The 14,970-nt window shown below is 70.4% G+C and carries 12 protein-coding genes; 3 read left to right on the top strand and 9 right to left on the bottom strand.

All coding sequences use genetic code 11. The features are described from left to right. Positions 1–281: 281 nt before the first annotated feature. The 6 genes from L942_RS16860 to L942_RS16835 form a co-directional block, all read right to left on the bottom strand. Entirely contained in the window at positions 282–758 is a 477-nt protein-coding gene (locus tag L942_RS16860; protein ID WP_037361337.1) for a uridine kinase family protein, read from the bottom strand. Positions 759–802: 44 nt separating this feature from the next. Further along, positions 803–1,240, bottom strand: coding sequence for a DUF2304 domain-containing protein (locus tag L942_RS16855; RefSeq protein ID WP_037361336.1), 438 nt, complete (start codon positions 1,238–1,240; stop codon positions 803–805). Positions 1,241–1,249: 9 nt separating this feature from the next. Beyond that, positions 1,250–2,008: a glycosyltransferase family 2 protein gene (locus tag L942_RS16850; protein WP_051166041.1), complete on the bottom strand. Its 759-nt coding sequence runs from the start codon at positions 2,006–2,008 to the stop codon at positions 1,250–1,252. 6 nt (positions 2,009–2,014) lie between these two features. Continuing rightward, positions 2,015–3,961 (bottom strand): DUF6541 family protein, encoded by a 1,947-nt coding sequence (locus L942_RS16845; protein WP_037361445.1) that lies wholly within the window; start codon positions 3,959–3,961, stop codon positions 2,015–2,017. Between the two features lie 83 nt (positions 3,962–4,044). Beyond that, the gene (locus L942_RS16840; RefSeq protein ID WP_051166040.1) at positions 4,045–5,349 is read right to left on the bottom strand and encodes a hypothetical protein; all 1,305 of its coding nucleotides are present in this window, start codon (positions 5,347–5,349) and stop codon (positions 4,045–4,047) included. Beyond that, on the bottom strand, positions 5,346–6,365 hold the full coding sequence (locus tag L942_RS16835) for a glycosyltransferase family 2 protein (RefSeq protein WP_037361330.1): 1,020 nt from the start codon (positions 6,363–6,365) through the stop codon (positions 5,346–5,348). Before L942_RS16835 ends, L942_RS16840 begins: the two co-directional genes overlap by 4 nt. Positions 6,366–6,476: 111 nt before the next feature. On the opposite strand from L942_RS16835, the gene L942_RS16830 reads away from it, so the two are divergent. After that, positions 6,477–7,574 carry a UDP-N-acetylglucosamine 2-epimerase gene (locus L942_RS16830; protein WP_037361327.1) on the top strand — a complete coding sequence of 366 codons (1,098 nt, stop codon included), beginning with the start codon at positions 6,477–6,479 and terminating at the stop codon, positions 7,572–7,574. 165 nt (positions 7,575–7,739) lie between these two features. Here L942_RS16830 and recR read toward each other — a convergent pair whose 3' ends face one another. Together recR and L942_RS16820 are read right to left on the bottom strand one after the other, a co-directional pair. Further along, positions 7,740–8,336, bottom strand: a complete 597-nt coding sequence (recR, locus tag L942_RS16825) for a recombination mediator RecR (RefSeq protein WP_009084581.1) — start codon at positions 8,334–8,336, stop codon at positions 7,740–7,742. Between the two features lie 3 nt (positions 8,337–8,339). Further along, on the bottom strand, positions 8,340–8,696 hold the full coding sequence (locus tag L942_RS16820; protein ID WP_037361325.1) for a YbaB/EbfC family nucleoid-associated protein: 357 nt from the start codon (positions 8,694–8,696) through the stop codon (positions 8,340–8,342). A gap of 103 nt (positions 8,697–8,799) precedes the next feature. Between L942_RS16820 and L942_RS16815 the strand changes: the two genes are divergently transcribed. Together L942_RS16815 and L942_RS16810 are read left to right on the top strand one after the other, a co-directional pair. Beyond that, positions 8,800–9,651, top strand: a complete 852-nt coding sequence (locus L942_RS16815) for an N-acetylmuramoyl-L-alanine amidase (protein WP_440201322.1) — start codon at positions 8,800–8,802, stop codon at positions 9,649–9,651. Positions 9,652–9,756: 105 nt separating this feature from the next. Beyond that, positions 9,757–12,864, top strand: a complete 3,108-nt coding sequence (locus L942_RS16810; RefSeq protein ID WP_037361321.1) for a TIM-barrel domain-containing protein — start codon at positions 9,757–9,759, stop codon at positions 12,862–12,864. A 43-nt stretch (positions 12,865–12,907) separates the two neighbouring features. Here the strand turns inward: L942_RS16810 and L942_RS16805 are convergent, their stop codons facing one another. Continuing rightward, positions 12,908–14,911 carry a DNA polymerase III subunit gamma and tau gene (locus L942_RS16805; protein WP_037361319.1) on the bottom strand — a complete coding sequence of 668 codons (2,004 nt, stop codon included), beginning with the start codon at positions 14,909–14,911 and terminating at the stop codon, positions 12,908–12,910. Between the last annotated feature and the right edge of the window lie 59 nt (positions 14,912–14,970).

The raw sequence follows: 14,970 nt of genomic DNA, 5'->3' as shown, positions 1-14,970 counted from the left end.
CCCAAATTGACCGCAACGTGTCGGCAAATGTGCGCGCTGCGTAGCGAAATGCGCCGGTTTAGTACGTTGAGTGGTGGTTTGCTCACCCGATTGGCGTAACCGGCCGGGTTGTCCGTTCCGGGTGCCGTGGATGTTCCGGAACCCCTCCGGCCGGACGCTCGAAGGTGCCCGCGAAGGACACTTAAAGCGCCCGAATGTACTCGAGTTTCCGGCGCTCGCGCATTCGCGCAATAGCGGCTTTCGGCCGCGCGAACCGAAGGTCGAGCGGGGATTCCGGTTGTTCAGACCAGCTGGTCCGCGGCCTGGCGCGTGCCGTCCACCGCGAACCAGCCGCGTTCGAACAACTGCCACCGGCGCAGTTCGGCGCGCGCTGCCTCGCCGTCTCGGGCGACCGCGCGGGACAACCGCTCGTCTTCGGTGCCGCCCTCGATCCAGCACAGCCACGACAGCCGGGACCGCAACGCGCGGCGGCCGCTCGACACGCCTTCCAGCACCAGCACCTCGGGAACCTCGACGCGCACCAGCTCGCCGGGACGCGGAGTTCCGGAGGTCCAGTCCATCCGCCGATACTCTCCGGGCCGGCCCTGTGCCAGCGGCGTCAGCACGCCGTCCTCCAGTCGCGGCCACCACGCGACGGGATCGTCCCAGGTGGCGAAGGCGTCCGTGCTGACCAGCGCGGCGCGCGCACCGAGAGCTTCGACCGTCTCGGCGGCGAGAGTGGACTTGCCAGCCCCGGACGGACCGTCGATGGCGAGCACCCGGACGCCGCCGAGCCGGGGCGGAGCGGCGAGGAGCGCGGAGATCAGCGAGAGCGTGCCGGGCTCGCTTCGGGCAGGCCGTCCACGTTGTCCGGCGCGGACGTGCGCTTCTCCAGTTCGGCGATGCGCGCTTCGAGGGCGCGCTGGGTGTCTTCGAGTTCGCAGCGCAGCAACGCGGTTTCCTCGACCGCGGTCCGCACCTCTTCCTCCAGGTGCCCGACCTCGCTCGAAAGCTGCAGCGCCACCAGCGCGAGGACCACTCCGGCCAGGAAGAAGACGAAGTTCGACGGGGTGGCGACCCCGGTCAGATGCGCGAGGAACTCCGCGACCGGCGGGACCACCGCGAGCACCACCACGCCGATGGCCACCACGAGCCAGATGCCGGCGTACTTCTCGCGCAGCTTCCGCCGCCGCATCATCTCGATGACGACGAGCAGCACCAGAGCCGCGATGACGATGCTCAGTACCTGCCAGCCTGCCATGCAGCCTCCCTACGCCGCGTCGGACGAGTCAACGGACGGACGACGGCGCACCAGCGCGAGCAGCAGGGCCAGCCCCGCCCGGCCCAGGTACACCGCGGACTTGACCGGCGAATGGCTCGGCCTGCCGCCCGCCCGTTCGCGCATGACCACCGGGGTCTCGCGAATGGACAGCTTCGCCCGGATCGCCATCACCAGCGCCTCGATCGTGTCGCCGAGGTACTCGGCCGGGTAGTAGCCGGCGAACAGCCGGATCGCGCGCGGGCCCATCGCCTTGAACCCGGAGGTGACGTCGGTGAGCTTGCTGCCCGACAGCCGGCTGAACACCAGCGACAGCACGACCATCGCGTACTTGCGCGGCCCGACCGCGCGGTAGTCGCCCTTGCCGGCGAACCGGGAGCCGATCGCGATGTCAGCGCCCTCGTCGAGCAGCTGCAGCAAGGCGCCGACCTCTTCCGGGTCGTGCTGGCCGTCGGCGTCGACCTGGACGACGGCGTCGTAGCCGCGCGCGGCGGCGTAGCGGAAACCGGTGCGCATCGCGCCGCCCACGCCCAGGTTCACCGACAGCCGGGCCACCCGGACCCCGCGGCCGCGGGCGAGTTCGGCGGTGCGGTCGGTCGAACCGTCGTCGACCACGAGCACGTCCGCGGTCGGCAGGGACTGCTTGACCTGGTCGAGCACCGCGGAAATGCTGTCTTGCTCATTGAGCGCAGGCATCACGATGAGCACACGTCGAGTGCTCACGGATGTGCTGGACACGGCAGCCACCATAACCGCTCACTGACCGTTCGCGGTGGTAGGGCCGGTCACGCCGGACTGTCCGGTGATTTCGTAAATCGTCGCGTCCTCGTTGTGGAATACCACGCGGAATTCCGGGCCGGGCCGGACTCGCGTCACGCCGACGGAATCGATCGCGTTTTCCGCGGCCTTCCCCTTGCCCTGGATGAGATAGCGCACCCGCAGATCGGTGAGGTCCGCCCGGACCCGCGGGTACTTGTCGATGTCGTTGACCCACGCGCTCAGGTAGGCGGCCTTGGTGTTCGCCTCGGCCCCGTAGAAGGTCCACTCGACCGGCTGGACCCCGGCCAGCGCGTACATCCACGCCGAACCGTCGGCGCGGTCGTTCATCACCCGCTCGCCCGGCACGGTGTGCTGGCCGAGCCAGGCATAGGCGGCTTCCTCGCCTTTCGACACGGTCGGCCCGTCCTGGTAGGTGGCGGCCAGCCGGGACGCGTTGCGGCCGACGTAGCCGCCCTTGCTCAAGCCGCCGCACACCAGTCCGAGCAGGACGAGGCCGACCAATCCGAGGGCGGCCGGGGCGAGCTTGACCCGCGGCTGCGCCTTCCGCGCGAACCAGGCGGCCGCGGTGTGCGCGAATTCTCCGAACGCGACCGCGCCCGCCAGCGGCACCAGCGCGGCGATCCGCCAGTGGTCGTTGTAGAAGATGCTGGTCAGCGTCTGCATGATCGGCGAGTTGATGGACACCGTCAGCATGAACAGGCCGCCGAACACGACGTACGCGCCGACCAGCCACAGCATCCGCCGGTGCCGCACCAGCAGGACGAGCCCGGCGAACGCAGGCACGCCGATCCACCACTGCGGGAAGTCCGACATCGGAGAAAACGTGATCGTCTGGCCAAAGCCGCCGGCGAGCGTGGTCTCCGGCGCCCAGTACGCGCTCGTCACCCCGCCGGCGTTGTACAGCGAGGGCAGCACCAGCGGCACGCCGAGCGCGACCGCCAGCACGCCGGTCGCGATCAGCGAGGACAGGCTGCGCCGCCATTCGATCTTCTCGAAACGGCACAGCACGGCGACGAGAATGAGCAGGAAATAAACAACGACCACGAACACGACGCTGGTGTGCAGACCGCACAACCCGGCCACCCCGACCCCGATCGCGACCGGGCCGGCGATGCCGTTCGGCTTCAGCAGGCAACGGCCGAGCGCCAGCATCGCCGGAATCAACGCGACGCCGGCGACATAGGGCCACAGCGGGCCGCGCCACAGCGAGTCGTACGGGAAAGCGCTGAACCACGTGCTGACCGCGGCGGCCGCGGCGGCGCCGAGCGCGGGCATGCCCCAGACCCGGCACAGCGCGGCGACCCCGAACGGCACGGTGAAGATCACCGCGAGCGCGGCCAGGTTCAGCGTGGGCATCATGGTCAGCCCGCCCTTGCCGAAAACCAGCGCGAGCAAGGCGTGATACGTGTCCGGGTAGAAGTAGTTGGCCTGGTTCGGCAGGTTGGCGATGGTGCCCACAGTGGACGGCCGGGCGTCGCCGTGTTCGGCGATCCAGCGGACCAGGTTGCCGTGAAAAGGCGCGTCCCAGCCCTGCTGGACGGTGTTGATTCCGTTGGTGCCGCGCAAGAAAGTGACGGTGCCCACGCCCAGCGCGACGAGCACGCCCGCCGCCATCACGAGGTGGTCGCGCAGCGGCAGCTTCTCCAGGTCCTCGCCCGTCCAGTCCGGGTGCCGGCGAACCCGCAGCCGCCGCACCGCGAACGCCAGCCCGAAGCCGACGACGGCGAGCACCAGCGTCCACCCCACGACGTTGAGCAGCGACCAGCGGATGCCGAGGCCGCCCAGCACCGGGACGCCGAGCGCGATGACGCCGAACGTCAGCAGCGGGGCCGCCGCGGCGAGCGTCCACCCGCGCAACTGGATGGCCGCTCCGAAAACGAGCCCAGGCACCCAGAATGCAAGCAGCACCAAAACAACGTTCATCGAATTCGAATCCAAACCTGACCGGCTTTCGCCATCCGAGGCGCACCGGGAACCGGCGGCTCGGAACTCACACTACTGCGCCGCTAAGAACACGCTTCATCCGTGTCGGAGGTTGCCTTCGCGGGCGAATTGGCGAGTACGAACACCAGTACGACGGCGAGCCCGGCCATCGGCGCGACGGCGAGCGAAACGACGGCGCGCAGCACGGTGTCGCCCGGAATGGCGAGCAGCAACGCCGAAGCCGTGACCGCGACCACTGCCCAGGTGACCAGCACTCGGTTCGCCTGGGCGCGCGCCACCAGCACGGCGGTGAGCAACTGCATCGGGACCAGCAGCACCGAGGACCACACGAGCCCGGCGACCGCCCAGCCGTCGACCTGGTAGTCGGCGCCGTAGACGAGTTCCACCGCCCACGGGCCGACCAGCATGCCGACCAGCGCGCCGAGCGCGGCCAGCGCGAGCGCGGCGAAGGTGCCCAGCAGCAGCACCCGGCGCAACCGGTGCCTGCCGTCTGCGGTGGCGGAGAGCCGCACCACGAACGGCACGGCGAGCGATTGCACCGGCGCGACCAGCGTCAGCGGCAGCCGGGCGATGACCAGCGCGGCGAACACCGCGCCGAGCTTGTCCCGGTCGCCGCCGGGGGCGAGCAGGCCGACCAGCGCGGGATACCCGGTGATGACCGTCGCGGTGAGCGCCGCTCCGAGCAGCAGCATGAGCATCCGGCGGCTGGTCACCGCCCAGCCGTCGCCGTCGGCGCGGACGTCCAGCAGCCGCCACGCCTGCCGGGTGAACAGCAGCCAGGCGAACGATCCGGCCGCGACCGCCAGCGCCAGCGGCACCAGCCGGTAGGCGGTGGCGAGCACCAGCAGGCCCAGCACCAGCGCGCGGACCGCGGGTTCGGCGACGATCAGCCAGGCGAAGTGCTTGACCTGGTGCTGGCCGATCAGCAGGCCGCGGACGCCGAACTGGCAGGCGAACGCGATCCCGCCGGCCACCACCACCAGCGCGAGTTCCCAGCTGCCGTGGAACAGCCGGTCGTTGATCGGAGGGATGAGCAGCGCCAGCCCGAACGCCGCCGCGGCCGTCGCCGAGACGGCCACCGCGCGCAGTGCCCCGCGACCGGCCACGCCGCCGGTCAGCGCGGCCGTCGCGGATTGCCGGGAGAGCTCCTGCTCCAGCGGGGACAACGCGCTGCCGAGGCCCATCAGCAGGCCCCAGAACGTGAGGAAAGTGGCGTACTGGTCCGGGGGCAGCAGCCGCGCGCAGGCGACGGTGAGGACGTAGCCGAGGAGGATCGCCGCGACCAGCGAGCCGCCGAGCTTGCCCGCGGTGCGATGGGTGTCCCGGACGACCCCGTTGGCCGCCTCGCCGGTGTCCGCCACGCTCATCGGCGCCGCAGCCGGGCGCGCAGGGCGAGGGACAGACCGCGGAGCACGCCCGAGCCGAATCCGACCGCGAACACCGGCAGCAAGGTGCCGACCGCACGCGCCTCGGCGGTGCTCGCCCCGCACTTCTTGACCGCCGCGGCGGCCGCCGCCGACCCGGCGATCCCGAGCGCGGCGGTCGTTTTCGGCTTCTTCACGGCCAGCCCGGCACCGACCGCGCCGACCGCGAGCGCGCCGAACAGCGCGGTGCGCGCCGGCCCCGGCGAACCGAGGTAGGAATCCACGTACGTGGTGCCGCGGAAGAACGATTGCGCCCAGAACTTCTTGAGCGAATCGCGGCCGTGGTAAGTCCCGGCGAACTGCGGGGACAGGTGAATGCGCGCGCGTTCGGCGATCCAGCGCAGCATGCGGGTGTCGTCACTGGCCAGCCGGACGTCGTCGTACAGCGATTCGAAAGCGGCGGCCGAGCCCTCGAGCAGATCGCGGCGGGCGCAGAAAAAACCGGTGCCCTTCGGGTAGAGGTCGAATTCCTCGATGCCGAATGACGTGAGCTTCGGATCCGCGAAGTACTTGCGCCACGAAAACGCGACCAGACCGGCCATGAAACCGGCGTAAGGATTGTGCTCGGAAGCGACGTTGATGTGGCCGTTCCAGGCCGTGCGTTCGGGGTGTTCGGTCAGCTGGTCCCGCAGGAAAACGAGACTGCCGGCGTCCACGATGACCCGGCTGTCCAGCAGCAGCAGCCATTCGCCGGACGCCTTCGCCATCCCGGCCCGGCGGGCCTCGAACCGGCCGCTGTTGGCCTGGCTCAGCACGGTGATGCCGTGCCGGTCGCGCAGCCGAGCGAGCCGGGAGGGGGTGTCGTCGGTGCTCCCGTCGTCCACGACGAGGATTTCCACCGGCCACCGCGCCGCCTCGGCCGAGGCGATCAGCGCGCCGACGCTGCGGTCGATCCAGTCTTGCTCGTTGTAGACCGGAATCACGACGCTGAGCGACGGGAGGGGCGGATTCGCACTCACGCCGGCGAGGCTACCCTGTACCGGCCGGGACAGAGTGCGCAGCATCCTGACCCGCGGCGTTGACCTGCTGTTTACCCGGCTGCGGCCGGTCCGGAGATTGGGTAATCCACGGTGATTTCGTTCGTTGTCGGCACCACCGCGGAACTGATCAAAATCGCGCCGGTGTTCCACCGCGTCGCCGAGCGCGGAGCGAAACCGGAGATCTGGTTCACCGCACAGCACGTGGACGAGGTCGCGGACGTGCTCTCGGATCTGAAGCTGCCGGACCCCGCGCTGTGGTTCGTGCCACGGGAACGGGCGCACAACCTCGAATCCCCCGCGCAGGTCCCCGGCTGGGCCGCGCAGGTCCTGCGCACCGCGTGGAGCCGCCGCGCCGAACTCCGCGCCCGGCTGGCCTCGGACGGCCGTCCGCCGCTGGTGCTGGTGCACGGCGACACGTTCACCACGCCGTACGGGGCGTTGCTCGGGAAGAAGATCCTGAAGGCACGCGTCGGGCACATCGAGGCGGGCACGCGGTCGGGCAGCATTCTCTCGCCGCTGCCGGAGGAACTGAACCGCAAAATCGCCGGAAAGCTCGTGGACATCCACTTCTCGCCGAGCGAGCGCGAGGTGCACAACCTGCGGGGCGCCCGCGGCGTCGTGGTCAACACCGAGGCGAACACGGCGATCGACTCGATGCGCCAGGTCATCGATCAGCCGCTGGACGTGCCGGGCCTGCCGGAGAAGTTCGGCCTGGCGACGCTGCACCGGTTCGAACTGGTGTCGCGGGCGGACAAATACCGCGAGGTGCTGGAAATCCTGCGCGCGCAGAGCCGCACGATGCCGATCCTGTACCTGGCCGGTGCGCCGGAGCGGGAGAAGATCCGGTCGCTGGGCTTGGACGATCTCTTCGACGACAAGTTCATCGCGCAGCCGAAGATGCGGTACCTGAAGTTCCTGCCGCTCGTCGCGCGCGCCGAGTACGTGGTCACCGACTCCGGCGGCCTGCAGGAAGAATGCGGCTACCTGGGCCTCCCGTGCGCGGTCCACCGAGCCCGCACGGAACGGCACGTGGGCATCGGCGAGAACGTCGTCCTGACCGAAATGCGCGCGGACCGGCTGCAGGAATTCCTCGACACGTACCAGAACCGGCGCGGAGAGTCCTGGATGGACAAGTACCACCCGTCGGACATCGTGGTGAACTCGTTGGCACAGCTCGGTTACTGCTGAGTCTTCGGCGCCGACTTCGTCGGCGCGGGCGGGATCGCCTTCAAGTCGGCGTCTGACGGAGCTGCGCACCCGGCCCGGGGGGCCGTGCACGCAGCTCCGTCAGACGCCGACGCGATCCCGCGTTTGGGGTGCGTTGGCAAGATAGGGGCGACGGGGGGCGAGGGTTTACAAAGCTCGTCGGCCGGATAGGGCGCGGCCTAGGGTCAGCTCGTCCGCGAACTCCAGGTCTCCGCCCATCGGCAGCCCAGACGCCAGTCGCGTCACCGAAAGCCCGGGGAAGTCGCGCAGCATTCGCACCAGGTAGGTCGCCGTCGCCTCGCCCTCGGTGTTCGGGTCCGTCGCGATGATGATCTCCTTGACGTCCGCCTCGCCGATGCGCTGCAGCAGCTGCCGCATCCGCAGCTGTTCCGGGCCGATGCCCGACAGCGGGTCCAGCGCGCCGCCCAGTACGTGGTAGCGGCCCTTGAACTCGCGGGTCCGCTCGACCGCCAGCACGTCCTTCGGCTCCTCGACCACGCAGATGACCGTGAGGTCGCGGCGCTCGTCGCGGCAGATCCGGCACGTTTCCTGTTCCGAGACGTTGCCGCAGATCTCGCAGAACTGCACGCCTTCCTTGACCTTGCCCAGCACGTCCTGCAGCCGCGCGATGTCCGCCGGGTCGGCGGCCAGCAGGTGGAACGCGATGCGCTGGGCACTCTTCGGACCGACGCCGGGCAACCGGCCCAGTTCGTCGATCAGGTCCTGGACGACACCCTCGTACAAGTGTCAGCCGCCGAAGCCGAGGCTGCCGAGGTCCGGCATGCCGCCGCCGAGGCCGCCCGCCAGCGGGCCCAGCTTCTGTTCGGTGAGCTTCTGCGCGCTCGCCGACGCGTCGCGCACCGCGGCGACCACCAGGTCGGCCAGGGTTTCGACGTCGTCCGGGTCGACCACCTTCGGGTCGATGGCGAGGCTCTTCAGCTGGCTGTCGCCGGACACCGTCGCGGTGACCAGTCCGCCGCCCGCGGTGCCGGTGACCTCGGTGTTGGCGAGTTCCTCCTGGGCTTCCACCAGCTTCTGCTGCATCTGCTGGGCCTGCTGCATGATCTGCGACAGGTCGAAGCCGCCGCCGCCGGGTTGCACCATGATCGCACTCGGTCCTTCCGCGTTTGGGTGTTCCTCCCCAGCCTAGCCGCGCGCCCGGCGCGTCCGCCCTGGCGGCACGCGGATGCTGTGGCACCGTGGTCGCGTGCGTGCGAAGACCCTCCCGCTGCTGACCGGCCTGCTGCTGCTCACAGCGTGTTCCGGCGGCGGCGGGACGCCTCCCTCCCCGGCCGCCGCGCCGACGTCGGCGACCCCGCCGCCCAGCTCGGCGTCGTCCAGCCCGCCACCGGCGCCGTCCTCGTCCTCGAGTCCGCCTTCGACGTCCGCGGCGCCGCCGGTCGGCTCGGGCAAGGTCGTGGTCCTCGATCCCGGCCACAACGGCGGCAACGCGTCGCACCCTGGCGAGATCAACCGGCAGGTGCCCGCCGGGCGCGGGCAGACGAAGCCGTGCAACACCACCGGCACGTCGACCAACGCCGGGTATCCGGAGCACGCCTTCACCTTCGCCGTCGCGCAGGAGGTCGGGAACGCGTTGGCGGCCAAGGGAATCAAGGTCGTCTACACCCGGCAGAACGACTCCGGCGTCGGCCCGTGCGTCGACGAGCGCGCGAAGATCGGCAACGACGCGAACGCCGACGCCGTGGTGTCGATCCACGCCGACGGCGCCACTTCGCCGACCGCGCACGGCTTCCATGTCGCGTACTCGGCCCCGCCGTTGAACGCCGCGCAGGGCGAACCGTCGCTGAAGCTGGCCCGCATCATGCGCGACGGAATCCGCGACGACGGCTTCGCCACCTCCACGTACATCGGTTCGGCGGGCCTTTCGCCGCGAAGCGACCTGGCCGGGCTCAACCTGTCGACGCGGCCGGCCGTGCTCGTCGAATGCGGCAACATGCGCAACGCCGACGAGGCCAGCCAGATGTCGTCCGCGGCGGGCCGGGCGCACTACGCGCAGGCCATCGCTAAGGCCATCGAGGCGTACCTGGCCGGTTCCTGACGCAGGGAGCCGAAAGGGCTACTGAGCGGACAGAACACCGGACACCGCCTTCTCTCTTGATCGGTCCCGACTTACCGTCGCTGGGGACCTGTCGAGGAGGCGCCGGTGGCCACATCACTCCGAGGACGACTGGTACGGCTGCTCGCCGTCACCGCCATGGCGGGCACTCTCGTGTCGACGGGAGTCGCCGAGGCCGATCCGCAGGCGGTGACTGCCGGGCAAGCACGGTTCGAGGTCCTGTCGCCGACGCTCATCCGCACCGAATACGCGGGCGACGCCAAGTTCGTCGACGCCGGCACGTTCAACGCGGTCGGCCGCGACAGCTTCCCCAAAACTCCGTACACCGCAACGAAACGCGACGGCTGGCTGACCATTCGGACCAGCGCCGTCCAGCTGCGCTACAAGCTCGACTCGGGCGCGTTTTCCGACGACAACCTCACCGTTCAGCTGCGCACCGGCGCCCAGGACGTCACCGCGCGGCCGTGGGCGGGCAAGCTGACGCCGAGCTGCGCTTTCGGCACCCTCTGCGAAGCCGAACAACTGCAGCTCAACGGGCCCGGCACGGCCAGCGACCACCGCGGTTACACCGGCGACGGGTTCGCGGCGGGCTTCATCAACGCTGGCGACAGTCTGTCCTTCCGCGTCACCGCGCCGGGTGATCGCCAGCTGGATCTCCGCTATGCCAACGGAACCGGCGGCGACAGACAGCACACCACCCGCACGCTCACCGTCCTCGTCGACGGAACGAACGCGCACATCGTCACCCTTCCAGCCACCGCGGACTGGGACACCTGGGCCCTCGCGACCGTGCCGCTCACTCTGCCCGCGGGGCAGCACCAGGTGACCGTGAAGCGTGATACCGCCGATTCGGGCAACGTCAACATCGACAGTCTCGCCGTGGTCAACCCCGGTGCCCAATACCCGTCCCCGGTGCCACCCGCGCCGACCCCGTGCGCGTTCGGCGTCCTCTGCGAGGCCGAGCAAGGCGCGCTGTCCGGCGGCGCGCACCCGGCCAGCGACCACGACGGCCACTCCGGCAAGGCCTTCCTCGCCGGCATGGAGCGACCCGGCGCGTCGGACGCGCTGACCATCACCGGGGTCCCCGCCGACGGCGCCTACGATCTGCAGCTGCGCTACGCGGACGCGACCGCCGTTTCCGGCCAAACCCAGCCGACCTCGCTGACGCTCCAAGCCGGAGACACCTCGACCAATCTGACGCTGCCACCGACCAGCAGCTGGAATTCGTGGCGTACCAACGCGATCCCGGTGAAGCTCAAGGCTGGCGCCAACACCGTCACGCTGTCCTGCCCGGACGCGAACTGCCACGTCAACCTCGACACCGTCGCCGTCACCGCCGCGCATTCGGCATTGCTCGCCCCGCACGCGCCGCTCGGCGGTTACCGACGAGGTCTCGACGGGGTCGACGGAAGTGCGGTCTCCGCGCCCGGAATCCTTTACCAGGACGGCTGGTCGCTCCTCGACGACACCGCATCCGCGCTGTACGACCCGCGCACCAAAGTCGTCACCCAACGGCCCAGCAGCCAGACCTACCAGGACGGCTACGTCTTCGCCTACGGCCAGGACTACGGCCGCGCGCTGCGGGAACTCGCGCAGCTGACCGGGCCGTCGCTGCTGCTGCCCCGCTGGGCCTACGGCGTCTGGTACTCCGAGTATTACGACCGCACGGCCGCCGACTTCCAGCAGACGATCGTGCCGAAATTCCGCGAACAGCACGTGCCGCTCGACCTGCTCGTCGTCGACACCGACTTCAAATCGCCGGACCGGTGGAACGGCTGGGAAATCGACCCGACCCGCTTCCCCGATCCGAAGGCGTTCTTCCAGTGGGCGCACGACCAGGGCCTGCACACGTCGCTGAACATCCACCCGAGCATCCGCGCCGACGACCCGCAGTTCCCGGCCGCGCAGGCGACCGCGAAGGGCAAACTGCAGCCCGGTTGCGGGAAAGACTGCTACGTCTTCGATTTCGGCGACCCCGACCAGCTGCGCGCCTACTTCGACCTGCACCGGCCGATCGAACAGCAGGGCAACGACGTCTGGTGGCTCGATTGGTGTTGTGACAGCTCGAAATCCAGCCTCGCCGGCGTCACTCCGGACGCGTGGATCAACCAGCAGTACGCACAGCGCGGCAGCTTCGCGTTCTCCCGTGCCTACGGCTCGCTGCAAGCCGGTGGATACAGCTCGCCGACCGCGGTGCCGACCGGGCCGTGGGCGGACAAGCGCACCACACTGCACTTCACCGGGGACACCATTTCCGACTGGGCCACGCTGGCCTTCGAGGTCGGCTACACGCCCGGCGAATCCGCCGCGACCGGCCTGGCTTCGATCAGCCACGACATCGGCGGCCACACCGGCGGGCTGCAGCAGCCGGGCACGGAACCGGGCAGCACGAAGCTGCCGGACGATCTGTACGCGCGGTGGGTGCAGCTCGGCACGTTCCAGCCGATCGACCGGCTGCACTCCAACCACAGCGACCGGCTGCCCTGGCAATACGGAGCCGAGGCGGACGCGTCCGCGACGAAATTCCTCAACCTGCGCGAGAATCTCGTGCCCTACACGTACACGCTCGCGCAGCAGGCCACCGCGACGGGAATGCCCATCGTGCGCCCGCTGTACCTGCGATATCCGGATCAGCAGGAGGCATACGCCCAGGCTGGCGGGGAGTACCTGTACGGCCCGGACGTCCTCGTGGCTCCGGCGACCAGCCCGGGCGCCACCGCGACCACCAGCGTCTGGTTCCCGCCGGGCAGCGACTGGACGGACTACTTCACCGGCAAGACCTACCGCGGCGGCAGCACCGCGCAGATCACCACGGGCTGGGACACGATGCCGGTGTTCGTGCGCTCGGGCGGAATCCTGGTCACCCGCAGCGGAAACGTGGCCGGGGACGCGCAGGATCCCCACACCGGAGCGACGGCCACGGTGGCTGGCGGCCACGATGGCACCTTCACGCTCAACGACGGGTCCGCCCCAACTGCCTTGCGGTACACCGAAAATGCCCACTCGGCGACGCTCGCGATCGGTGCCTCGCAGCGCGCTTGGACGGTCCGGTTCACGAATGCCAGCGCGCCCGCCGCGGTGTACGTGGACGGGCGGCGCAGCGGAAGCTGGAGCTGGGACGCGGCGACCCGGACCGTGACCGTGCAGACGACACCGACGCAGCACCCGCAGAAGGTGCGGCTCGCGTGGTCGTGAGTGGCGGTGCCGGTTCTAACCGGCCACGCCGCTCACGACGCGGTCAGTCCAGCGGACGTGCGCCGAGGTGGTCCGAGAGCAGTTTGCGGGCGATCTGCTCCGGGTCCTCCTCCGCGGGCGGCGGCGGAGGCGGTGGGACCGGGCTGGAGTCCTCGGAGTAGATGTCGTCGTCCTCGTCCGCGGGCTCGGGCGGGAGCGGGATGTCCGGTTCGCTCGTGGTGACCCGCGGACGGCTCGGGGCTTCCGGCGCGGGCTTTGGCGCGGGCGGGGCCTGGGCGGCCGCGGACGGGCGCGTGAACGACCGTTCCGGAGCCGGGGCGGCCGGTTGCTGCCGGGGAGCCTGCCGTGCCGGAGCGGCGGCCGGGGCCGCGCCGTGCACGCAGCGGACCTGCCATTCGCCGCCGAGCACCTCGCTCAGCCCAGCCGCGATCTTGCTCGCGTTGCCCTGGTCGCTCAGCCGTCGGGCGAGCGGTTCGGACTTGTGCGTCAGCGTGACGGCCGAACCGTCGACTTCGGCGACCGTCGCCTGCGTGAGCATGGCTTCGAGCGCGCGACCGCCGGTGAACTTCCGGAGCGACGCCAGCAGTTGCGGCCACTTCTCGCGCACCTTGGCCGCGTCGATCCCGCCCGCCGCCGGCGCTTCCTCCACGGCCGGAGCAGGGGCCGCGGCAGGCTGGTCCACCGGAGCCGGGGCGGGAGCCGGAGCTGGACGGCTGACCTCCGGCCGAGCCGGACGCGCCGGTTCCTCCGCCGCACGGGCCGGTGCCGCGGGAGCTTCCTGAGCCGGACGCTGCGAAGGCCGTTGGAACGACCGCGCCGGAGCCTCCGCCGGTGCAGCGGAAGCAGCAGGAGCGGCGGAAGCAGCGGGTCCAGCCGCCGCGGGCGCACCCGCCGGACGCCGCTCGAGCTTCTCGATCCGCGCCAGCAAGGCCTTCTCCGCCTCGGTGACCGACGGCAACAGCATGCGCGCGCAGAGCAGTTCGAGCACGAGCCGCGGCGACGTCGCGCCGCGCATCTCGAGAAGTCCATTGTGGACGATGTCGGCGTAGCGGGACAGCGTGGCCGGGCCGAGCTTCTCGGCCTGCTCGGTCATCCGCTTCAGTTCGTCGTCCGGCGCGGACACCAGACCCCGTTCGCCCGCTTCCGGGACCGCGCGCATCAGCAGCAGGTCGCGCAGCCGGTCGAGCAGGTCGGTGGCGAAGCGGCGCGGGTCGTGTCCGCCTTCGGCGAGTTTCTCGACGGTGCCGAACACCTCGGCCGGGTTGTCGTTCGCGAGCCCGTCGATCACCGCGTCGATCAGCGCGGTGTCCGTGACGCCCAGCAGCGCCACCGCCCGCGGGTAGGTGACGCCTTCCGGACCGGCTCCGGCGAGCAACTGGTCCAGCACCGACTGGGTATCGCGGGCCGAACCGCCGCCGGCCCGGATCACCAGCGGATACACCGCCGGTTCGACCGTCGCGCCCTCGGCGGCGACATTGCGTTCCAGCAGCTCCCGCATCGAACTCGGCGGGATCAGCCGGAACGGGTAGTGGTGCGTGCGCGAGCGGATGGTGGTGAGCACCTTGTCCGGCTCGGTGGTGGCGAAGATGAAGATCAGGTGCTCTGGCGGTTCTTCGACGATCTTCAGCAGCGCGTTGAAGCCCTGCGTGGTGACCATGTGCGCCTCGTCGATGATGAACACGCGATAGCGCGATTCGGCGGGCGCGTAGAACGCCTTGTCCCGCAGTTCGCGGGCGTCGTCCACGCCGCCGTGGCTGGCCGCGTCGAGTTCGGTGACGTCGACGCTGCCGGGGCCTTCCGGCGCGAGCGCACGGCACGAGTTGCACTCGCCGCACGGATCCGGGGTCGGGCCCTTGGCGCAGTTGAGCGAGCGCGCCATGATCCGCGCGCTCGACGTCTTGCCGCACCCGCGCGGCCCGGAGAACAGGTACGCGTGGTTGATGCGCCCGGCGGCCAGCGCCGTGCGCAGCGGTTCGGTCACATGCTCCTGGCCGACGACCTCGGCGAAGGTCGCCGGACGGTACTTCCGGTACAGCGCGAGAGCCACGGACCCGAGACTACAGTGAGCACGGTGAGCCCCTCCCGTTCCGGTCGCGGCCGTGCGCC

The organism is Amycolatopsis orientalis DSM 43388 (assembly GCF_000411975.1).
GTDB lineage: Bacteria > Actinomycetota > Actinomycetes > Mycobacteriales > Pseudonocardiaceae > Amycolatopsis > Amycolatopsis orientalis_D.
The sequence above is the reverse complement of the archived record's forward strand: the minus strand, read 5'-3'. Positions and strand labels throughout refer to the sequence as shown.

Bases quoted from the DNA above. Each gene is read 5' to 3' on its own strand.
- L942_RS16855 (WP_037361336.1), bottom strand. From the start codon at position 1,240: ATGGCAGGCTGGCAGGTACTGAGCATCGTCATCGCGGCTCTGGTGCTG.
- L942_RS16820 (WP_037361325.1), bottom strand. From the start codon at position 8,696: ATGGTGCAACCCGGCGGCGGCGGCTTCGACCTGTCGCAGATCATGCAG.
- L942_RS16845 (WP_037361445.1), bottom strand. From the start codon at position 3,961: ATGAACGTTGTTTTGGTGCTGCTTGCATTCTGGGTGCCTGGGCTCGTT.
- L942_RS16850 (WP_051166041.1), bottom strand. From the start codon at position 2,008: ATGGTGGCTGCCGTGTCCAGCACATCCGTGAGCACTCGACGTGTGCTC.
- L942_RS16840 (WP_051166040.1), bottom strand. From the start codon at position 5,349: ATGAGCGTGGCGGACACCGGCGAGGCGGCCAACGGGGTCGTCCGGGAC.